This is a genomic window from Serratia sp. YC16, assembly GCF_009707615.1.
GTDB lineage: Bacteria > Pseudomonadota > Gammaproteobacteria > Enterobacterales > Enterobacteriaceae > Serratia > Serratia surfactantfaciens.
In genome coordinates this window covers 135,065-157,242 of the sequence record NZ_WLYN01000007.1, presented here as the reverse complement: position 1 = coordinate 157,242, position 22,178 = coordinate 135,065, and the positions used below count along the sequence as shown (strand labels likewise).

The 22,178-nt window shown below is 59.1% G+C and carries 10 protein-coding genes; 5 read left to right on the top strand and 5 right to left on the bottom strand.

Translation table 11 applies throughout. The features are described 5' to 3' along the window. Positions 1-8: 8 nt before the first annotated feature. The 5 genes from GKN89_RS18900 to GKN89_RS18880 all read right to left on the bottom strand — a co-directional run bounded on the left by GKN89_RS18900 (position 9) and on the right by GKN89_RS18880 (position 12,624). Entirely contained in the window at positions 9-6,047 is a 6,039-nt protein-coding gene (locus tag GKN89_RS18900; RefSeq protein WP_154747542.1) for a DUF637 domain-containing protein, read from the bottom strand. Positions 6,048-6,108: 61 nt separating this feature from the next. Then, positions 6,109-7,776 carry a ShlB/FhaC/HecB family hemolysin secretion/activation protein gene (locus GKN89_RS18895; RefSeq protein ID WP_154747541.1) on the bottom strand — a complete coding sequence of 556 codons (1,668 nt, stop codon included), beginning with the start codon at positions 7,774-7,776 and terminating at the stop codon, positions 6,109-6,111. 189 nt (positions 7,777-7,965) lie between these two features. Beyond that, on the bottom strand, positions 7,966-8,778 hold the full coding sequence (pstB, locus tag GKN89_RS18890; RefSeq protein WP_019452422.1) for a phosphate ABC transporter ATP-binding protein PstB: 813 nt from the start codon (positions 8,776-8,778) through the stop codon (positions 7,966-7,968). 28 nt (positions 8,779-8,806) lie between these two features. Continuing rightward, the gene (gene pstA, locus GKN89_RS18885; protein WP_019452421.1) at positions 8,807-10,456 is read right to left on the bottom strand and encodes a phosphate ABC transporter permease PstA; all 1,650 of its coding nucleotides are present in this window, start codon (positions 10,454-10,456) and stop codon (positions 8,807-8,809) included. Then, positions 10,453-12,624: an ABC transporter permease subunit gene (locus tag GKN89_RS18880; RefSeq protein WP_154747540.1), complete on the bottom strand. Its 2,172-nt coding sequence runs from the start codon at positions 12,622-12,624 to the stop codon at positions 10,453-10,455. Before GKN89_RS18880 ends, pstA begins: the two co-directional genes overlap by 4 nt. 396 nt (positions 12,625-13,020) lie before the next feature. Here GKN89_RS18880 and ppk1 point away from each other — a divergent pair, with 396 nt between their 5' ends. From ppk1 to GKN89_RS18855, 5 genes are all read left to right on the top strand, one after another. Then, positions 13,021-15,084, top strand: coding sequence for a polyphosphate kinase 1 (gene ppk1, locus GKN89_RS18875; RefSeq protein WP_033648827.1), 2,064 nt, complete (start codon positions 13,021-13,023; stop codon positions 15,082-15,084). Between the two features lie 10 nt (positions 15,085-15,094). Next, the gene (gene ppx / locus GKN89_RS18870) at positions 15,095-16,645 is read left to right on the top strand and encodes an exopolyphosphatase (RefSeq protein ID WP_019452418.1); all 1,551 of its coding nucleotides are present in this window, start codon (positions 15,095-15,097) and stop codon (positions 16,643-16,645) included. A 181-nt stretch (positions 16,646-16,826) separates the two neighbouring features. Next, the gene (locus tag GKN89_RS18865) at positions 16,827-17,009 is read left to right on the top strand and encodes a YfgG family protein (protein ID WP_004941600.1); all 183 of its coding nucleotides are present in this window, start codon (positions 16,827-16,829) and stop codon (positions 17,007-17,009) included. 103 nt (positions 17,010-17,112) lie between these two features. Next, on the top strand, positions 17,113-18,546 hold the full coding sequence (mgtE, locus tag GKN89_RS18860; protein ID WP_063919865.1) for a magnesium transporter: 1,434 nt from the start codon (positions 17,113-17,115) through the stop codon (positions 18,544-18,546). 186 nt (positions 18,547-18,732) lie between these two features. Further along, entirely contained in the window at positions 18,733-22,059 is a 3,327-nt protein-coding gene (locus GKN89_RS18855) for a diguanylate cyclase (RefSeq protein WP_154747539.1), read from the top strand. Positions 22,060-22,178: the final 119 nt, after the last annotated feature.

Genomic DNA, 22,178 nt, shown 5'->3' with positions numbered 1-22,178 from the left:
GGTTGCCCTCATCGAAATTTGATTTCTACTCTTTTTTTCACTTTACCTTGAAGCGCATTCAGCTGTTCATTATCTATGATATCAATCGTCCAACGTGCTTTGGTATCTTCCTGGCTACTTGACACACTCCTAAGAGTTAATTTCTCACCTGTTTTTTCATTTAAAACCACCGTCCATAGTGCATCTTTTCTGACTTCTATTAATGGTTTCCCTCCGGTAAGAGATTGCGCATAATCGAAGATCGCCTGTTTCGATAAATTCTCAGTGGCAAACACTTTTGTATTACCTTGCTTGTTGCTGCCGCCCTCACCTAATACCTGCTCGAACTGCTGACCAAATACATTCAGCTTACTGTCGTTCTGTTTCGGGTCAAACACCTTGACCAGCTGGTTAGTGTTAGCTTTCTGCATGTCTCGCAGATAATCTGCCGTTTTAGTCGACAAATTCGCCCCGGCTGCTGTTTCTCCTTTGATAAAATCGGCAACCGGCTGAGTGTTGAACGTTTTTGTTTTATATAATTCGTCGGAAGCGTTCACCAGCTGTCGGCTCAACTTCCTCACGCTGTCTTCGGTTTTACCTAGAATCAATGTGCTGCTGGTGGTTACGGCACCGGTACCAATGATGGCCTCTGGTGCAACAATATCTGCCGCATAAATACCGGCTTGGTTCAGGCAAAGCGCGGGGTTGGTTTTGCAACCGGCAATCGCCAATCTTGCAGCCAGAACCAATTCTGGCGCAGCGCCCACCAGCGTCATTCCCCCCGCAGTAAGTACCAGACCGCCACCACCGACGGTCGCCACTATTGCGGCAGCCTCTCGGCGAGCCACAACACGTTTTGCCGCAGCAACATCGCCTTTATCAGCGGCCAGAATGTCTTTCTGATTATCCAGCGCATACTGCATCAACATATGTTCGGTCATGTTGTAGCGATAAACCGACTGCGCGCTGTCTGCAGCACTGTAGGCGCCTTCCGGCGTATGTGTTGTCAACGCCCCGGTCAAAGCCCCGATTACTCGTGCCGTTTGCTCTTTTACTTCATTGCCGTTTAACGCTTCCTGCAGACGATAGAGCTGGCGTTCCTTTTCGTTGAGATTGGCCGGTTCGAACAACGTGCTCTGCATAACGACGCCGGCCAGCTCCGCCGCCAGCGCCCCGGCTGCAGCCCCTTTACCATCGCCGCGCCCGATTTCCGCGGCGATGCCCGCCACAACCGCATGGCTGACTGACTTCCCGGCCGCGCCCAGGACTTCGCCGTTATCCCCAATCAGGTTGGCGCCTTCGGCTTGAACCTGGCTGCCGATGTTCGCCAGCAGCGCATTGGTCAGGTTGTCCTTGAAGCTACCACCATTGATGGCGGTATTCAGGCTGGAGCTGATGACCGATTGCCCGGCCACCCGCTGCGCCACCTTGCTCCAGTCGCCGTTGCTCAGCTGCGGCAATTTAACACTGTTCGGGTTAAGCGGTTTGCCCGCCGCGTCCTTGCTCCAGCCCATCGCGCTGTCGAAGCCGTTGAGCGCGCCGCCGATCGCCATCGCCGTGGCGGTCGCCTTGACGTTTTCATTGCTGCCCAGCGCCTGCAGGGTTTTCGACAGGTTGCCCTGGTTCTCCACCAGCGCCACCGCCGCCTGGGAGGCCAGCGAAGACATCCCGGCCGTGACCGCGCCGCTGGTTATCGCCCCGCCGCCCACGGCGCCGGAAACGCTGGAAGCCGCCGTGGCCGCCAGTGAACTGCCAGCGGTCACCGCCGCGGCCGCAATGGCGATCACCGCCGCCACCGCCGGGTTCAGGTGCTGGCTCTTGTAATCCCAGCTGTCGTAAGCGTCTTTGACCTTGCTCCACTGCACGTCGTTGCGCTTGTTCAGATCTTTGACCCAGGTGGTGCCCGGCGTATTGCCCAGGGCGTCGATGGCGCTTTGCAGCGCCTGGCCGTTTTTCACCTTCACATCGGCGCTAACACCCTTGGCGGCCTCTACGGTCAAGGCGCCACCGGTATGGATGCTCGGCAGCACCCACTTATTGTCTTCGTACCCTTTATTGGCCTGCTTGATAAAGAAGCCTTTCGAATTGCTGACGGTCTGTTCGAAAGAGGTGTTTTTCACCGCGCGGAAGTTAACCTGTCCACGGGAGCTGGTCAGGCGCGCGTTTTGCCCGGCGGCGATTTTGCTGGCTTCATAGGTGCTGTCGTCGCGGCTCATCAGCGTGATATTGCCGGCGGCGGTAAACTCGGTAACCTTGTTGGTTACGTCATGGCGGGTCTGCTTAACCTCGGTTTTCTTGCCCCACCATTTGCGCTTGGTTTCCTTTTTCTCGTAGTGGCTGGACTCTTCCATCGCCTGGGCGTAGAGATAGCCGCCCTTGGCGGCGATATCCAAGGAACCGGTGCGGATCGCCAGTTCACGATTTCGAGCATCTTCCTGCTCTTTACGTTGTCTTTCCGCATCATGTTGGCGCTGTTTTGCTGCCAGAGCCACATTAAGTTGATTTTCGGCATCATTTTTTTCTTTCGTCTGTTGCAGAGTCTGCTGCTGGGCCTGGTCAAATGCATGTTGGGATGCATTTAGCACACTTTGCGCGTTATTTATCGCATTCTGGCGGTCTATTAAACGCTGACGAATCTTGTCATATTCTTCTATGGTCGCTTCTTTTATCGCGTTACCGACTTTGACGCCGTCTTGAGTCGGTGCAGTGACATCTCCCCATTGAAGGACATTATTAACAAACGCCCGGCCCCCTTCTCGTAATAACCGCTCGAGGTGTGCCTGATTATCAATCAATGCCGAAGCGTCAAAGTGAACGCCCCCTCCGCTATAAACCGGCACTGAAACGAACCGGGATGATGATGACGTAATTGGATGTGCGGCAGCATCAAATAACGACAAGGTATCAGGGTGCTGACGTGCGCTACCCAATGCGTGTTTACTTGCATTTAGTTGGTTTTCGGTCTTAGTCCTATTATTTATCGTCTGTTCAAGTCGTTGCCTAGCCTCCTGAACCCGGCGTTCAGCCATTGAAAATGCAGAGTCAACCCCAGACAGGTCGATAGAAATACCTATCTGTCCAAGTTGTCCCTTAGACAGGAGTTTGGTGGCCTGAAAGAGAATGCTGCCGCCGGAAATTACCGTCATAAGGCCGCCGGCATTCAGCTCGGTCCCTTGCTGGGTGCGAGTTTCGGTAAATTCGTTGCCACCTTCTCGGTAAGTGTGGTTTTGCACCGCCTCGAAGCGCATATCGCCGCCGGAGGATAGCGTCATATTGGCGCCCGAAGTCAACCTGGCGCCGTAAGTCAGCAGTTGGTTATTCGCCGCCGCAGTCAGGTTTTTCCCGGCGCTGAGAGTAGTGACCACATGGCGGTCGTCTTTATTGTTGTCGTTGGTGGCATCAATGGCGGAATAGGCCAGATTCGATAACCATAAATTCTGCCCGGCCAGCAACGTGATGTTGCCGTTAGCGGAAAGCGCGCCACCCTGGGTGCCGATGTCGCGAGCCGAGTTAATCAGCAAATTGCCGCCGGCGTGTACCTGGCTACCCAGTTCAGGCGTGCGGGACACAGGGAAAAGCGCATTGAATCGGCCGTCAAGCTCACGGTAGTTAAGATCGGCGTTATGGGCGGCTAACAGCGTAACGTCCTTGTCCGCATTAATCTTGGTGCCGCGTAGCGCCAGATAGCCACCGCTATTGAGCAGCACCGAACCCGTTGCCCTTATTTGGCCACTGGCCAACAGTTGGTTGAAATATTCTTGCCGTTTAGCCGGAGAAACCGGCCCCCCTAATAGCGGCCCCTCCAACAACGCGCTGTTTTTGACGATTGCAATGCTGCCGTTAGCCGTCATGGCGATATTGCGGCTTTGCGGCGCCAACAGCGTATTCAGCAACGTAATGGTGCTGCCAGCCGTGAGAGACAAATCGCGTGAAGCCTCAAGGCTGCCCAACCAGCGAGAACCGTCAGGGCGGAAGTAGTGAGGTTTCTCACTGGAATGTATTTTTATCTCACCGTTTTTGGCGTTTAACGTGACGTCCTGCCCTTTCAGCTCACTTTGCCATGCGTCGATAGCGTTGACTGCCGTCAGAGACAGTTCTTTTCCGGCGGCCAAAATGCCTTGCCCAAGAACAATCCGATCTTCGGCAATCGCGGTGATATTGCCGTCAGCACGAATGATGTCAGTATTGATGATATTCGCAGCATGCAGAACAATGTTCTGCGCCTTTAAGGTTTCAGGACGTTGTAATGCTCTCACTTCATAGGGTTTATTTTCTTCTGGCGTTTGGTTTTTTATCTCTATTTTATCTTTGAAATCCGCCACCAAACTTTTTCCAGCACTTAAACTAATACGCTGTAAAACGTAGCCTACAGAATGCCAAGCCTGAACACTATCACCTCGGGTAAAGTAATTGGTTATACGTAACTCTTTAGCCGTTAATGGATTAAATGTCACTCCCCCATGTTCTTTATTGGATTTTTCATCAGGAATATAGCGAATGTAATTCAATAATGTGCCTGTAGAAGTTTGCGTATTGATAAAGCGCCGCCCCGTCAAAATAAGGTCTAAATTAGCACTCAACACACTATTATTATTATCTAATTCATCTCCATAGATATAAAGGTGCTTACCAGAAGAGATCTCTGCAGGCGCTGAATTTCCCACCACATCAAACCGAGTCTGCTGGTCGTTAACCAATACCCCCCGCTCAATATTGCTAAAATCCGCTTTTCCAAACCATTTTTCAGGTAATGGCGACGTCAACTCAGCGGTAATAATTACCGGATAATCACCGGTTTCTGCCATGACGTTCGCCACTTGCATATTTTTATCAGTTGATGTCGGTATTAGCTTAGTTTTACTAATACTCTCGACATCTCTTTTATTGCGAACCTGTTCGGCACGTATCACCAAGTCGCCGCTGTTGGTCAGGATTTTCGCCGAACGGTTCTCGACGGATTTAGCCTTGTTGCCCTGCGCATCCTTTTGGATCCACATATTTTTATTGGCGTGCAGCTTGGCGTTTTCCCCCGCGTTGCGGATATGGTCGCCAAAGATACGCATATCGCCGCTGGTGCTGGTTTGCCCGTCATTCACCAGCGTCGTCGTCGCCAACGTGGCGTTGCCGTCCGCCTGCACGACAGCGCCCGGCGTAATGTGCAATCCCTTGGCGCTGACATTAAGATCACCCTTGCTGTGCGTGGTGCCGTTAAGCACCAGGTTACCGTTAACGCTCAGCGTAATATCCCGCTGTTTGCTGGTGAGGTCTTTCAGGTTCACCCCCACCCCATCCTCGTTGGCCACCAGGCGAATTTTGTTGGCGTACATGCCGCCCAGCGCTTTGGTATCGACCGCCAACTGCGGTTTGGCCCCCTCACCGGCAATCGGTTTGATGCTGCCGTCTTTGAAGCTGACGCGGTTGGCGCCCTGGGTCAGCGACAGATTTTGCGCGTTGATCTTGCCGTTCAGCTCGGTGGCGCGGCTGATGATATCGACGTAGTCGGCACCGCTGCCGTCCAGCCCTTTACCGCCGATGGTGACGCCGCCTTTTTTCACCTCCAGCGCTTCCAGCGCGCCCTGCTTGTCGAACTGCGGTTTGCCGGTGGTCAACGTCACGCCCGGCGCATTGATAAAGCCGCAGCCGTCGCAGGTGATGCCATTCGGGTTGGCGATCATCACGTTGGCCTTGTTGCCGAACACCTCGAGCTTGCCCTGTAGCTCGGAACGACTGCCGCCGGTGACTTCGTTGATGATCAGCTCCGCGGCCTTGCCTTTGAGATTGCCGTTAGCATTCAACTGCCCGGCCAACTGCGACTGACCGCCGCCGGTGGCGTTGTTCAACACAGCTCCGGGGGCTGCCACGTTAAAATCTTTATAGCTGTTATGCGAAATGCCCGCCGCATTGGGCGTAGCGATATTGACTACCGGTACATTACCCTGCTGTACCTGTGTATTGCCGTTGGCAACGTTGATGCCGGCAGCGAATGCCGGGTGCAACGGCTGGAAAGCCGTCAGGTAGATCAGCAAATAGCTGGCGCCTCGCGCCAACGGAGGGTTGAGCTTATCCATATTCATTCCTTCGAAAGGATGTTGTTTTAAACGCCGAGGGCGTTCCTGCTGTGTGCTGGCGTTATAACGTGACGGTGGCTTGCCAGTAGGCCACCCAACGATCCGGTTGCAGGCTGTCTGGGTGCGTCAACGGTTTACCGACGGTGACCGCCTGATTGAACCAGCGGCCGCTTAGCGTGGCACCCAGCGCCGCACCGACGACGCTGCCGCCGTCTATCTGCCCGGCGCGCCCCTGCAGCCAGCCGGCGTCTAACGCACCGGTCAAAGAGAGCGCCCCCAGCCCCGGCAACGTCCGCCATTGCCAATTGAGTTCATTGCGCCAGTACGCACCGCGATTACCGGTCAGGTACTGCTCCTTGAAGCCACGCACCGAGTATTGCCCACCGATGGAAATGCGTTCCCCGGCATACAGGTTGTCTGCGCTGGTTTGTCCGTAGGCCGAGGTCAGGTAGTAGAGAGAGGGTGCGAGCGGATAGAAATAGCTGGCGCTCAGGCTGAGCTTGCGGAACTCGCTGCGCGGCGCTCCGTCGCGCTCCGGATCGTCGGCGGTAGCGCCCAGCATGCGCAACCCCCGGCTTACCGTCGGGTTCAGCGTCATATAGCCGCCGCCCGCGACCGCACTGTAATTGAGGCCCAGACTGGCGATGCTGAGCGTCGGGCTGCTGACGCCCAACCGTTCCCCCGCCAGCTTATTTTCCGTGGTACGCCGCGACAGCCCGATATCGACGGCCAGCTTACGTTTGCCATCCCGCAGCAACGTGCGGTTGGCGCCCAGACGCTGGGTCTGGTTATTGCCCTGATAGCGGTAAGCGGCACCGCTGAACGGCACCTGCTGGAAAAAATCGTTCCAGGCGTACTGGTAGCTGAACAGCCAGTAGCCATAGGGTAAGGTGACGCTGCCGTTCAGGCTGCGGCTGCGATGATGCGGGCTGAAATCGTTATTGCGCGCTGCGGAAAACGACCATTGATCGGCGAGACGCAGCGGATTATCCAGCGAGAAGGCGGCGTTCATCTGCCCGGTGCCGGTGCTTTTCTGGCCGCTGTTATCGGCGCCGAAAGAGAAAGAGACCGGTGCGCGCGTGGCGCCACGCAGCAAAACCACTTTGGAAAAGCCGGGTTGCTCGCCAGGTTGAATATCGATAGTCACCTGTTGCGACGGCAGGCGGTTGAGCTGCTCCATGCCCTGCTCGATATCGCGCAGATTCAATACGTCACCAACCAGGTCGGGAAACGCCATCTTCAACGCCAGCGTCTGCTCACCGTTTTGCGTGATGGACTCGATTCGCCCTTCGCTGGCGCTGACGGTCAACACGCCACGGGAGATATCCTGCTCCTGCAACCAGGCCTGCGAGGTGACGTAGCCGCGTTGCAGATAAGCATTGGTGGTTTCGCGCACCAGGCGGTTGATGTGCTCCAGCGTCAAACAACGCCCCTGATACGGGCGCGCCAGGCTTTCTTTTACCGACCAGGAAAGATGTTCGGCGCCCTCAAAAACAATCTGCCGCACCGGCTGGCAAACCGCCCCTGCGGCGGCCGGCTCAGGCAGCGGTAACGCCGGCAGTTCAACGTTATTTTGCAGCGCCTCGCGTTGCTGCTGGGCCTGTTCCAGCAACGTTTTCTGCTGTTGGGTAATGCTGTCGCGGTCAGCAGGGCTGGTGATTTCCGCACACCACGCCGCGCTGCAAAACGCTAATAATAGCGACCAGGCGCCAAGCCTCCATGCACACATTCAAACACATCCATTTACACTGATTTACACAGATTGGCGAATTATAAACAATTCGCTGGCTCCGTCCATGCAAATGAGAATTATTTTTATTAATGTAGCCAGTGAAAAGAGGTGCTTGGCGCGTTAGCGAGAAAATCGGAGGAAACACAAAGACGGGAAAAGGGGCGCCGTATGCAACGCCCCCAGAATTCACCCATATCGCCCGGTAATATAATCCTCGGTGCGGCGCTGGCGCGGCGAGGTGAAAATGGCGTCGGTGTCGTTGTACTCCACCAGCCGGCCCTGATGAATAAAGGCAGTGTAGTCGGAAACCCGCGCCGCCTGCTGCATGTTGTGCGTCACCAGCACCACGCTGTAGCGCTGCTTCAGCGCCGAAATCAGTTCCTCAATGGTCAGCGTGGAGATCGGATCCAGCGCCGAGGTCGGCTCGTCGAGCAGCAACACCTCCGGCTCGATGGCAATGGCGCGCGCGATCACCAGGCGCTGCTGCTGGCCGCTGGACAAGCGGAACGCATTTTCGCGCAGCCGGTCCTTCACCTCATGCCACAGCGCGGCGGCGCGCAGCGAACGCTCCACCGCTTCATCCAGCAAGCGCCGGTCGCGCACGCCCTGCAGCCGCAGGCCGTACACCACGTTTTCATAGATCGATTTCGGGAACGGGTTCGGCCGCTGGAACACCATGCCCACTCGCCGCCGCAGCGCCGCCACGTCGATCTGCGCGCCGGAGATCGCCGCGCCGTTCAGCTGCAGATCGCCCTCGATCCGGCAGTTGTCCACCAGATCGTTCATGCGGTTGAAACAGCGCAGCAGCGTCGATTTACCGCAGCCCGAAGGGCCGATCAGCGCCGTCACCCGGTGTTTCGGGATGCGCAGCGAAATATCGTGCAGCACCTGTTTGTCGCCATAAAACAGATTCAGGCCGTTGACCGCCAGCGCGGTCTGTTCATCGTCGAGATGCTGGACATCCAGCCGGGGCAAACTGCCTGGCGTCATCAAACCCATTACGCACTCCCCAAAAATAGCGTCATTGTTACTGCGACCATGCTCGGTACCGCTCCCTCAACGAATGGCGGATGCCCATCGCCGCCAGATTCAAACTCACCACGATCGTCACCAACAGGAAGGCGGTGGCGAACACCAGCGGCCGCGCCGCCTCTACGCTCGGGCTCTGGAACGCCATATCGTAGATCTGGAAGCTCAGGTGCATAAACTTCCGCTCCAGGTGCAGATACGGGAAAATCTCGTCCACCGGCAGCACCGGCACCGATTTAACTACCCCCACCAGCATCAGCGGCGCCGTTTCCCCGGCGGCGCGCGCCACCGCCAGAATCAAGCCGGTCATCATCGCCGGCGCCGCCATCGGCAGCACGATGCGCCACAGCGTCTCGGCCCGGCTGGCGCCCAGCGCCATCGAGCCCTGCCGCAGCGAGGTGGGAATGCGCGACAGCCCTTCCTCGGTGGCGACGATCACCACCGGCAGCGTCAGCAGCGCCAGCGTCAGCGCCGCCCACAGCACGCCGGGCGTACCGAAGGTCGGGTTGGGCAAGGACTCAGGATAGAACAGCTGATCGAGCGTGCCGCCAATCATGTAAACAAAGAAGCCGAGGCCAAAAACGCCGTAGACGATCGAAGGCACCCCGGCCAGGTTGACCACCGCGATGCGGATCACCCGCGTCAGCAGATTGTTGCCGGCATATTCGTGCAGATATACCGCCGCAATTACGCCAAACGGCATCACCACGATCGACATCAGGATCACCATCAAGACCGTGCCGAAAATGGCCGGGAACACCCCGCCTTCGGTGTTCGCCTCGCGCGGGCTGTCGGTGAGGAACTTCTTCACCTGATCGCCCCAGTGCGCCAGTTTCTCGGTGGTGCTCATGGCGTTCGGGTACCAGGCATCGCGCACTTGGCTGAGCGGAATGGTCAACGTCTGGCCGTGCATGTCGCGCAACAGCAGCGCGTCACGCTGGCGATCGCGGTTCAGCCCCGCCAGGCGTTCGGACAGCTGCTGGTACTGCCGCTGCAGCTCCAGCCGCTCGGCCTTGATACCGTCCTGCGCACGGGCGTCCAGCTTATCGTCGCGCTGCAAACGCTTTTCCCGCAGCCGCAGCGCGTCAAACTGTTGATTGATGCGCGCCATATCGCGGAATTGAATGTCATGCGCCTGGCGCGAGAGCGCGGCGATCTGCGGCAGCCGCTGCTGCAACGCCTGCCCCAGATTGCGGCCGGTCAGCGGTTGCCCATCCTCCAGCAGCCCCGCCAGATAGCCGTAGGCGGTGCCGTGGCTGTCGCGCTCCAGCACCAGCAGGCTGCGCGGCGTGCTCTGGCTGCGGATATCGCTGGCCAGCAAAGTGCGGAAATCTTGCCCCTCGCGCTCGCGGTTGCCGACTTTGATCAGGTAACGCTCGACGTTCTGCGCCTCGCCCGGTGGCGTCACGCCCGCCTCCGTCAGCTGGCGGCGCGAAATGCTTTGCTGCTGATACAGCTCGCCGATCACCGTCACCGGCCCGGCGCCGTTCTGATTCAGCTCAAACTGATAGACCGGGCTCGGCCAGAAATAGCGCATCCCTTGCCCGGCCAGCAGCAGCAGGATGCCGATCAGCGCCAACAGGCTGACGGCGACCGAACCGGCGGTCAGCCATATCCACGGCGACCCGCTCTTCACCCAGTTCTTCATGGCGCCTCCTGATTCGGCGTGTAGCGTTTGCGCAGCCGCAGGCGCACCGCCTCCGCCAGCGTGTTGAACACGAAGGTGAAGACAAACAGCACCAGCGCGGTCAGGAACAGCACGCGGTAATGGCTGCTGCCGGAAACCGCCTCCGGCATCTCGATGGCGATGTTGGCCGCCAGCGCCCGCAGCCCCTGGAACAGGCTGCCATCAATGATCGGCGTGTTGCCGGTGGCCATCAACACGATCATGGTTTCCCCCACCGCGCGGCCAAAGCCGATCATCAGCGCGGAGAAAATGCCGGCGCTGGCGGAAGGCAGCACCACCTTGATCACCGTCTGCCATTGAGTGGCGCCCAGAGCCAGCGAGCCCTGGCTCAAGGTGGCTGGCACGCTGAACAACGCGTCCTCCGCCAGCGAGAAGATGATCGGCACCAGCGCGAAGCCCATCGCCACGCCCACCACCAGCGCATTGCGCTGATCGTAATTATCTCCCAACCAGAAGTGCAGCGGCTCGCCGAACAGCGCTACCTCCAGCCACGGCCCCAGGCTGAACGCCAGCCACACCGTCAACGCCAGCAGCGGCAACAGCAGCAGCAGATCGACGCCCGGCCGACAGCGCGGCATCAGGCGATGAGTCAACGCGCCGCACAGCAGCACCGCCGCCGCCAACAGCAGCGGCAACGCCAGCACCGCCAACAGATACTGCTCGATGATCGGCGCCAGCCAAATGCCGGCCACCAGGCCGATCACCACCGTCGGCAGCGCGCCCATTACTTCGATGGCCGGTTTGATCACCCGCCGCAACCCCGGCGTCATAAAGTAAGCGGTATAGATGGCGCCGGCCAATGCCAGCGGAATGGCGAACAGCATCGCGTAAGCCGCCGCCTTGAAGGTGCCGAAGATCACCGGCATCAGGCTGAATTTGGGTTGGTAGCTGTCTTCACCGGAGGTCGACTGCCAGACGTAGGCCGGCTGCGGGTAATTCTCATACCACACCTTGCCCCACAGCGAACGCCAGGTGACGTCCGGGTACGGGTTGTCGAGCGCATAGCGCTGCCAGCCTTTGTCGCTCTCCAGCAGCAGGCCATCGCCGCGCGGTGCGAACGCCATCTGCCGCACCTCGGCACCCAAACGGGTATTCAGCAGCGGCTGTGGTTGAATGGTAGAGAATAGCGAGAAACCGCCGTCGGGCCGCAGGGTGGCGAACACCCGGCGGTAAGGCTCGGCCACCGTCAGCTCCTGCCCGTCGGCGCCGTGGTCGAAATGCTGCACCGGCGTCAGGCGCCAGCGCCGATCTTTTTCCACCTCGAACCACTCGCGCAGATTGCCGTCGGCACCCTTGATCAGCAGCGCGCTGCCGCCGGGCAGCGCCGTCATTTGATACGGGGCATATTCGCCCAAGGTGCGCGTTTCACGCAGCTGCAGCTGCGCGCCGTCGATTTCATAACGCGCCAACCGGTTGCCGGTCAGCAGGTATAGCTGGCGGCCATCCGGCGTCAGCACCAGTTGCTCTCCGCCTTGCTCCAGCGGGCGCTCGCTGAACTGCGGCGGCCGATCGGGGCTGAAGCGGCCGAATACCAGGCGCCGATCGTCGGTCACCCCGGCCAGCAGATACTGCCCGCGATGCGCATCCGCCAACGATAACAGCTTCAGCGGCTTACGCTGCGGATCCAGCGCCAACGGCTGTTGCCCGAGCGGGAACAGCCACTGCGGCCGACCATTTTCCGCCGTGGCGAAATCCGCGCGCGCCACCACCAACCGGCCGTCGGCCTGCGCCAGCGCAAACAGATCGCGCTCACCGGCAGCCTGCGCGAGCAGCGCCGGTTTGGCCAACAGCGTTTGCTGCGCCAGCGGCGTCTGAGCCTGCTCGCCCTGTCTCGGCGTCAGGCGATAAAACTGCCCCGCGCCCTGCGCGTCGATGCGATAACCCACTCGCTGCTGTACGTCCATACCCAGCGCCAACGCCGGGGCCGACACTGCGATCGGCAGCGGCTGCGCCTGGCCGAGCGAGGCCGGTTTGAACAGCGGCAGCACGGCAAACAGCAGATAAACGAAGATCAGCATCAACGTCATCAACACCATCAGCCCGCTGGCGGTCACTGCCGCCTGCACGCCACGGTCGATGCGCCCGCGCAGGCGATCTCGGGGATGTTGATTTGCCGTCGTCTGTGTCATGTCTCTCGCTGTCGCTGAAGTAATCGGGCTTGCGCCGTAAGATAACCGGGCATCTTATGTCAGTTTTATGACGTTTGCATGACAAAGTTATCCGGCACAATTCAGGTTTTTTACACTACAAACAGACAATATGACGTTGATATATTGCTAAAAAATGACCACTAACACGCTTGATAACGCCAAAAATAAGCCAGCTAACCATCATTTCATGCTGTTCACATCGCCGTTGCGCGTCCCGCCTCAACGAAAATTTATTGCCGCCGAAAAACACCGCGCGCCAACGCAATGGATATGTTGGACTTTCCTGTCAATCTCTCGCAATAATGATGAAGGACACTAGAGCGGCATCCGGGCGCTGCGTCCCGGATCCTATTCTAAAATTGAACTGGAGTGGCAATGGGTCAGGAAAAGCTCTACATCGAAAAAGAACTAAGCTGGTTATCCTTTAATGAACGCGTGTTGCAGGAAGCCGCAGATAAGAGCAATCCCCTGATTGAACGTATGCGTTTTCTGGGCATTTACTCCAACAACCTCGACGAGTTCTATAAAGTCCGCTTCGCCGATCTCAAACGGCGCATCCTGATCAGTGAAGAGCAAGGCTCCGCCGGCGCCTCACGCCACCTGCTGAAAAAGATCCAGGCCAAGGTGCTGAAAACCGATCAGGAGTTCGATGGCCTGTATAACGATCTGCTGCTGGAAATGGCGCGCAATCAGATCTTCCTGATCAACGAACGCCAGGTGTCCGAAAACCAGCAAATCTGGCTGCGGCAATATTTCAAGCAGCATCTGCGCCAACACATCACGCCGATCCTGATCAACCACGACACCAATCTGGTGCAGTTCCTGAAAGACGATTACACCTACCTGGCGGTGGAGATCATTCGCGGGGCGCGCATCGACTATGCGCTGCTGGAAATCCCGTCCGACAAGGTGCCGCGCTTCGTCAATCTGCCGCCGGAAGCGCCGCGCCGCCGCAAGCCGATGATCCTGCTCGACAACATTCTGCGCTACTGCCTGGACGATATTTTCAAGGGCTTCTTCGACTACGACGCGCTCAACGCCTATTCGATGAAGATGACCCGCGACGCAGAGTACGATCTGGTGACCGAAATGGAATCCAGCCTGCTGGAACTGATGTCTTCCAGCCTGAAACAACGCCTGACCGCCGAGCCGGTGCGCTTCGTTTATCAGCGCGACATGCCGAATGAAATGGTGGAGCTGCTGCGCGGCAAGCTGGGCATCTCCAACTACGATTCGGTGATCGCCGGCGGCCGCTACCACAATTTCAAAGATTTCATCAGTTTCCCGAACGTCGGCAAGGCCAATCTGGTCAACAAGCCGCTGCCGCGCCTGCGCCACATCTGGTTCGACGGTTTCCGCAACGGCTTCGACGCCATTCGCGAAAAGGACGTGCTGCTCTACTACCCGTATCACACCTTCGAACACGTGCTGGAGCTGCTGCGCCAGGCATCGTTCGATCCGAGCGTGTTGGCTATCAAGATCAACATCTACCGGGTGGCGAAAGATTCGCGCATCATCGAATCGATGATCCACGCCGCGCACAACGGCAAAAAGGTCACGGTGGTGGTCGAGCTGCAGGCGCGCTTCGACGAAGAGGCCAACATCCACTGGGCGAAACGCCTGACCGAAGCCGGCGTGCACGTAATCTTCTCGGCGCCGGGGCTGAAAATCCACGCCAAACTGTTCCTGATTTCGCGCCGTGAAGGCGATGAAATTGTGCGCTATGCTCATATCGGTACCGGCAACTTTAACGAAAAAACCGCGCGCATCTACACCGACTATTCGCTGTTGACCGCCGACTCACGCATCACCAACGAGGTGCGCCGGGTATTCAACTTTATCGAGAACCCCTACCGGCCGGTCACCTTCGACAACCTGATGGTGTCGCCGCAGAACTCGCGCCTGAAGCTGTATGAGCTGATCGACAACGAAATCGCCAACGCCCAGGCCGGGGAACAGGCCGGCATTATGTTGAAAATAAATAATCTGGTGGATAAAGGGCTGGTAGATCGGTTATATACCGCGTCCGGCGCCGGCGTGAAGATCCGCCTGCTGGTGCGCGGCATGTGTTCCCTGATTCCCAACCTGCCGGGGATCAGCGACAATATTCAGGTGATCAGCATCGTCGATCGCTTTTTGGAACACGATCGGGTTTACGTTTTCGACAATAAAGGTGACAAACGGGTGTATCTGTCCTCCGCCGACTGGATGACCCGCAACATAGATTACCGTATCGAAGTGGCGGTATCGCTGCTGGATCCGGCGCTGAAACAGCGCGTTCTGGACATTCTGGAGATCCTGTTCAGCGATACGGTCAAAGCCCGCTATGTGGATAAAGAACTGAGCAACCAGTACGTGCCGCGCGGCAATCGCCGCAAAGTGCGCGCCCAGGTGGCTATTTACGAGTACTTAAAAGCTCTGGAACAACCAGGACAGTAGGCCAGCAACTATGCCGCTAAAAAACACTGCAACGAACAAACCGCAGGAAATCGCCGCCATCGACCTCGGGTCGAACAGTTTCCACATGGTGATCGCCCGCGTCGTCAACGGCGCCTTACAGGTATTGGGCCGTTTAAAACAGCGGGTGCATCTCGCCGACGGATTGGACAGCAACAACGTACTCAGTGAAGAGGCGATAGAACGCGGCCTGGCCTGCCTGGCACTGTTTGCCGAGCGGCTGCAGGGCTTCCCGGCGGATAACGTCACCATCGTCGGCACCCATACCCTGCGTCAGGCGGTGAACGCCGAAGTGTTCCTCAAGCGCGCAGCCAAAGTGATCCCCTACCCGATCGAAATCATCGCCGGCCAGGAAGAGGCGCGTCTGATCTTCATGGGTGTGGAGCACACTCAGCCGGAGAAAGGCCGCAAGCTGGTAATCGACATCGGCGGCGGCTCCACCGAGCTGGTGATCGGCGAAGACTTCGAGCCGCTGCTGGCGGAAAGCCGCCGCATGGGCTGCGTCAGCTTCGCCCAGCTGTTCTTCCCGGGCGGCGAGATCAGCAAAAACAACTTCCGCCGCGCGCGCTTGGCGGCGGCGCAGAAGCTGGAAACGCTGGCCTGGCAGTACCGCATTCAGGGCTGGCAGTATGCGCTGGGCGCCTCGGGCACCATCAAGGCCGCCCATGAAGTGCTGGTCGCGATGGGGGAAAAAGACGGTCTTATCACCCTGGAGCGTCTGGAAATGCTCGCCGAGCAGGTGCTGCAGTTTAAAAGCTTCAGTTCGCTGAGCCTGCCGGGGCTGTCGGAAGATCGCCAGTCGGTATTCGTGCCGGGGCTGGCTATCCTGTGCGGCGTGTTCGACGCGCTGGCGATCCGCGATCTGCGCCTGTCTGACGGCGCGCTGCGCGAAGGCGTGCTGTATGAAATGGAAGGCCGTTTCCGCCACCAGGACATCCGCAGCCGCACCGCCAAAAGCCTGGCCGATCACTACAACATCGACCGCGAGCAGGCCAAGCGGGTGCTGGAAACCACCGAGCTGCTCTACTCGCAGTGGATGGCGCAAAACACCAAGCTGGCGCATCCACAGCTGGAGGCCCTGCTGAAATGGGCCGCCATGTTGCACGAGGTGGGGCTGAGCATCAACCACAGCGGCATGCACCGCCATTCGGCCTACATTCTGCAAAACTCCAACCTGCCTGGATTTAACCAGGAACAGCAGCTGCTGCTGGCGGCGCTGGTGCGCTTCCACCGCAAGGCGATCAAGCTGGAAGAGCTGCCGCGCCTCAACCTGTTCAAGAAGAAACACTACCTTCCGCTGATCCAGCTGCTGCGTCTGAGCACCCTGCTCAACAACCAGCGTCAGTCGACCACCACGCCGGAAACGCTGCGTCTGACCACCGACGACAACCACTGGACGCTGCGCTTCCCGGCCGGCTACCTGGCGCAGAACAACTTGGTGCAGCTGGATTTCGAACGCGAGCAGGCCTACTGGAACGACGTCGTCGGCTGGAAGCTGCTGATCGACGAAGAAGGTTCGCAAGACGAACAGCGCTCCGCCTGATCCCCCGCCCCCTGCCAGACAGGGGGTTTTTCTTTCCGCCTTCGCCCCGCCAACCTAAACGAAACCCTAATACGCCACGCCGCACGCCGGAAAAAAATGGACAACTTTTGTCATCAGCGCCTAAAATCCGGTTACAAATTCTCGAGCGAATAACACAGGACACCGGCATACCGGGTGATATATGCGCAAGAAAACCACCGGACAGATGACGAAGATAGTGTTGTTTATCAGCTTTATCATTTTAGTCGGCCGACTGCTGTACGCCGCCGTGGTGGCGGTGCCTCATCATCAGGAAAAAAAGCAGGCCGCTGCGCAAAACGCCGCCGAAGTCAGCGCGCCGCAACAGGACGCCTCCTCTGAATAACCGCCGCGCCCCGTCCGTTTCATAAAAATGACTCCGGCACTCGCTATGCTCTATCTTTTAATGAGCCTGCGTCAGGAACGCCGAGCGCCCGTTAAGGAACACCATGTCAGCCGCAACCCATAACGTCAAAAAAGTCGCTGAACATCGCCAGCGCATTCTCACTTTGCTGTTGAACAATAAGGAATTGGTCGACGGCATCCTCGGCCGGCCAGGGGATGAACACGCCCTCAGCCAAAGCGAACTGCTGAACCAGACGGCGGAAATTACCGGCCTGCTGGACGACATGCACGCTGCCGACCTGGCGGACCTGCTGGAAGCCTTGCCGCAGGACGAGCGCATGGCGCTGTGGCGGCTGGTGGGCAACAGCAAGCGCGGCCAGACGCTGGTGGAAGTCGCCGAACCGGTCTGGGACAGCCTGATCGAGGAGATGAGCGACAAAGACCTGCTCAAAGCGATCAAAACGCTGGACGTCGACGAACAGGCCTATCTGGCGCAATACCTGCCGCGTAACCTGATGGGCCGGCTGCTGACCTCGCTGGAGCCGGAGCAGCGCGCCCAGGTGCGCGAGATGAGCCAATACGCCAAAGACAGCGTCGGCTGGATGATGGATTTCGAACTGGTGACGGTGCGGCCGGACGTTACGCTCGGCGCGGTGCACCGCTTTTTGCGCATGCGCAAAACCATTCCCGATGCCACCGATAAACTGTTCGTCACCGACCGCAAAAACACCCTGCTGGGCGAGCTGCCGCTCACTGCGGTGCTGCTGAATGACCCGGAGATCCCGGTGCGCGAGGTGATGGACAGCGATCCCGCCACCTTTCAGCCCGAAGACAAGGCCGATGAAGCGGCCGGCGCGTTCGAACGCTACGACCTGATCAGCGCCCCGGTGGTTGACGCCAAGGGCAAACTGATGGGCCGTTTGACCATCGAAGAGATCGTCGACGCCGTCAACGAAGAGAGCGATACCAATCTGCGCCGCATGGGCGGTTTGAGCCCGGAAGAAGACGTGTTCGCCCCGGTCAGCAAAGCGGTCAAGACCCGCTGGGCGTGGTTGGCGATCAACCTTTGCACCGCGTTCGTCGCCTCGCGAGTGATCGGCCTGTTCGAACACACCATTTCCCAACTGGTGGCGCTGGCGGCGCTGATGCCGATCGTCGCCGGCATCGGCGGCAACACCGGCAACCAGACCATCACCATGATCGTGCGCGCGCTGGCGCTGCACCAGATCGAAGTCGGCAACATCTCGCGCCTGATGCTCAGAGAGTTGGGGGTGGCCATCATCAACGGCGTGGTGTGGGGCGGCATCATGGGCGTGATCACCTGGTTGCTGTATGGCGACGCGGCGATGGGCGGCGTGATGACGCTGGCGATGCTGCTCAATCTGCTGCTGGCGGCGCTGATGGGCGTGGTGATCCCGATGACCATGCTCAAGATGGGCCGCGATCCGGCGGTCGGCTCGAGCGTGCTCATCACCGCGCTGACCGATACCGGCGGCTTCTTCATCTTCCTTGGCCTCGCCACCCTGTTCTTGCTGTAATACGCTAAAAGCCGGCTCCGCGCCGGCTTTTTCGCCATTCTGTCGCCGAGCTTGCGTTAACGCAGTAAAGTCGGCCTTCCCGGTAGGTTTTCCTCGCGCGCTGTACTACCCTTTGCCAATAAATCGCCTTAATTCATCCATGTGATGAATCAATTACTGACAGAGGCCCCACCGGTAGGGATGTCTATGGATATCAGCGCACCGAGCTATTTCGGCACACACAAAGGCACCATGCTGACGCATTCCCTGCTGGTGGCGCTGGCGACGTTTCTGCTCGCCTTGCTGAGCCTGTCGCTGTCCAGCGAAGCGCATCATTTTACGCCGCTGTGGTTCCCAACCGCCGCCGCCATCGCGGTGCTGTACCGGCATCCTCCCCGCCATTGGGGCCTGCCGCTGCTGGCCAGCGGTCTGGGCATCGTACTGGCCAGCTTCGCGCTGCTCGGCATCAGTATCCTGCCCGTCAAACTGGCCGCCATCAATCTGTTGGAGGCGGCGGTTTGCGCCCAGTTGCTGCGCCGATCGCTGCCGGCGAGCGATCCGCTGAGCGATCTGAGCAGTTGGCTACGCTTCGTGGTGTGCGCGGTGATTTTTACCCCGCTGTTCAGCGCATTGCTGGCCACCGTTGCGGCGCCGGCGCCAGACCAGCCATTTTGGCAGCCTTTCGGCACCTGGTTCATTTCCGAGGCGATCGGCGTACTGTCGCTGGCGCCGCTCGGCCTCAGCTATCGCCGCCGCACGCTGGCGACGTTAAACCTCTACCCGCTATTGCTGACGCTGATGCTCACGCTGGTCTTCAGCTATCTGGCGTTAATCTACCTGCCGTTCCCGTTCACCTTCGTCATCCTGCCCCTGCTGTGGGCGGCTATCGCCCTGCCGCGCTTCGAGGCGTTTACCGTCTGCTTTTGCACTATTTTGCTGATCACCGTGATGATTTCTCTGGGGCTGGCGCATTTTCAGACCGCCAATAGCCGCCTTGGCGATCTCGGTCTTTATCTGCCGATGCTGCTGATCCTGGTGCCGGCGCATGCGATGGCGATGGTGATGCACACCTTCCGGGTGGAGAAACAGCACATCGTCGAGAGCGAAAGCCGCTTTCGCAGCGCGCTGGAGTATTCCGCCATCGGCATGGCGCTGGTGTCGCCGGAGGGGAAATGGCTGCAGGTCAATCAGGCGCTGTGCAAACTGCTCGGCTACACGCCCGAACGACTGCATCGCCTCACGTTCCAGGCGATCACCCATCCGGACGACCTCAACGCCGATCTGAGCCAGTTGCACGATCTGCTCGACGGCCATATCAGCAGCTATACCATGGAGAAACGTTATATCCGCAGCGACGGTCAGACCGTTTGGGCGCTGCTGGCGGTGTCGCTGGTGCGCGACGCCGAGGGCCAGCCGCTGTACTTCATCTCCCAGGTGGAAGACATCAGCGGCCTCAAACGCAGCGAGGCGGAGAACAACCGGCTGGTGGAGCGCATTACGCTGGCCAACCAGGTGGGCGGCGTCGGCATCTGGGAATGGGTGATGAACCAGGAAAACTTCACCTGGGATCAGCGCATGTTCGAACTCTACGATCTCAGCCCTGACCAAGCGCCGACGCTGGCGCTGTGGCGCACCCTGCTGGTGCCGGAGGATCGCGATCGCACCGACCGTGAACTGGCCGAGATCCTGGCGCAGCCGCGGCCGTTCGTCATGGAATTTCGCATCATCACGCGCAGCGGCAAACTGCGCCATATTCGTGGTCAGGGCAACGTGATCCTCGACGACCAGGGCCGCCCGCTGCGCCTGATCGGCACCAATATCGACATGACCGAACTCAAGAGCCTCGCCGAGGCGCTGCACGAAGAGAAAGAGCGGCTGCACATTACCCTCGACGCCATCGGCGAAGGGGTGATCTCCACCGACAGCCACCAGCGCATCACCTTTATGAACCCGGTGGCTGAGCAGATGTGCGGCTGGCCGCTCGACCTGGCGATCGGCATGCCCGTCGCTGGCGTGGTGCGCCTGACCAACGGCAAAGAAGGCCCGGAAATCGAAAACCTCACGCAATATCCGCGCCAGTGGCCGGCGGATTACGCACTGGTGCTGCACAGCCGCGACGGACGTTATTTCGACGTGCAGCAGTCGGCCTCACCGCTCAAAACCCTCGACGGCGAAACCATGGGCGCGGTCATGGTGCTGCAGGACGTCACCGCTTCGCGCGAACTGATGAAAAAGCTCAGCTACAGCGCCTCGCACGACGCGCTGACCGGCCTGCCGAACCGCACCCGCTTCGAGAAACAGCTGAAGGCAGCGATCGTCGCCGGCGGGGAACCGTCGTCGCCGCATTCGCTGGTGTTCCTCGATCTGGATCGGTTCAAGGCGGTGAACGACACCGCCGGCCACGCGGCGGGCGATGCCTTGCTGCGGGATATCGCCCAGCTGATGCGGCACCAACTGCGCGGCAGCGACTGCCTGGCGCGTTTGGGCGGCGACGAGTTTGGTCTGATCTTGTTCGACTGCCGGCTGGAGCAGGCCAAATCGCTGATGCAGCAGGTGGTCAACCAAATCAGCCAGCACCCGTTCTATTGGGAAGGGAAGATTTATCGCGTCGGCGCCAGCGCTGGCATCACCCGCATCGACGGCGACGCCAAAAGCAGCGAACTGTTGGCGCAGGCCGATATCGCCTGCTATACCGCCAAACACCACGGGCGCGGCCAGGTTTATCTGTACGAAACGCGACAAAAACAGCTGCTGGAGCGGCAACATGAGTTGCTGAACCCGCAGGAGGTGCAGGCGATCGTCAGCGAGGGGCAGTTGCGGCTGTTGACCCGCGCGGTCGCGCCGCCGGCGACGCCGCTGTCGGCCGCGTTCCACCAGGTGAAGCTGCAGGTGATGGCGCCGGACGATCGGCCGTTGCCGCACGAGGCGTTCATCGCCGCCGCGCAGCTGTATGGTCTGATGCCGGACATCGACCGCTGGACGGTCGCACAGCTGCTGGTGAAGCACGCTGACGACATCAAACGCAAAGGGCTGTCGCTCGCGCTGCCGCTGGCCACCGACAGCCTGCTGAGCGCCGACTTCCAGCGTTACCTGACGGAAACGGTGCGCGCTTCGTCGCTGCCGCCGCAGGCGCTGCTGTTTAGCGTCGATGAGGCCGTGGTGCTGGAACACGCCGCGCAGTGCCGGGCGTTTCTCCGTGGCCTGCAGCAGCTGGGCTGCCGGCTGATCGTCAACGGTTTCGGGCATAACATCAATGCCTTCGATGAGCTGAGCGATCAGAAGATCGACATCATTCGCATCGATGAACGCTTTATCACCAACGTGCACTGCAACCAGATGGATGAGCTGATGGTGTCGATGCTCAATGGCGCGGCGCATCGGATCAAGGCACAAACGCTCGCCGGGCCGGCGCATCAGCCGGTAACGCTGCAGGCACTGCGCGACGTCGGCGTCGATCTGGCTGACGGCGACCTGGTGGCGCTGGAGCAGCCGCTGACGGTGTTGCTCAGCGACGGCTACTTCGGCATCCGCTAACCCGTTCCCCTCTTCCACCGCCGTCTCGCGCTTCACATTCTGTTAACCGATACGAGATTAGTGATATAAATAACACCTTAAGCTTAAACGATTAAGTAAGATGAAACGCCCATGCGGAC

Coding starts and splice junctions, on each gene's coding strand:
- GKN89_RS18895 (WP_154747541.1), bottom strand. CDS start 7,776: ATGTGTGCATGGAGGCTTGGCGCCTGGTCGCTATTATTAGCGTTTTGC.
- ppx (WP_019452418.1), top strand. CDS start 15,095: ATGCCGCTAAAAAACACTGCAACGAACAAACCGCAGGAAATCGCCGCC.
- mgtE (WP_063919865.1), top strand. CDS start 17,113: ATGTCAGCCGCAACCCATAACGTCAAAAAAGTCGCTGAACATCGCCAG.
- GKN89_RS18855 (WP_154747539.1), top strand. CDS start 18,733: ATGGATATCAGCGCACCGAGCTATTTCGGCACACACAAAGGCACCATG.
- GKN89_RS18865 (WP_004941600.1), top strand. CDS start 16,827: ATGCGCAAGAAAACCACCGGACAGATGACGAAGATAGTGTTGTTTATC.
- ppk1 (WP_033648827.1), top strand. CDS start 13,021: ATGGGTCAGGAAAAGCTCTACATCGAAAAAGAACTAAGCTGGTTATCC.
- GKN89_RS18900 (WP_154747542.1), bottom strand. CDS start 6,047: ATGGATAAGCTCAACCCTCCGTTGGCGCGAGGCGCCAGCTATTTGCTG.
- pstB (WP_019452422.1), bottom strand. CDS start 8,778: ATGGGTTTGATGACGCCAGGCAGTTTGCCCCGGCTGGATGTCCAGCAT.
- pstA (WP_019452421.1), bottom strand. CDS start 10,456: ATGAAGAACTGGGTGAAGAGCGGGTCGCCGTGGATATGGCTGACCGCC.
- GKN89_RS18880 (WP_154747540.1), bottom strand. CDS start 12,624: ATGACACAGACGACGGCAAATCAACATCCCCGAGATCGCCTGCGCGGG.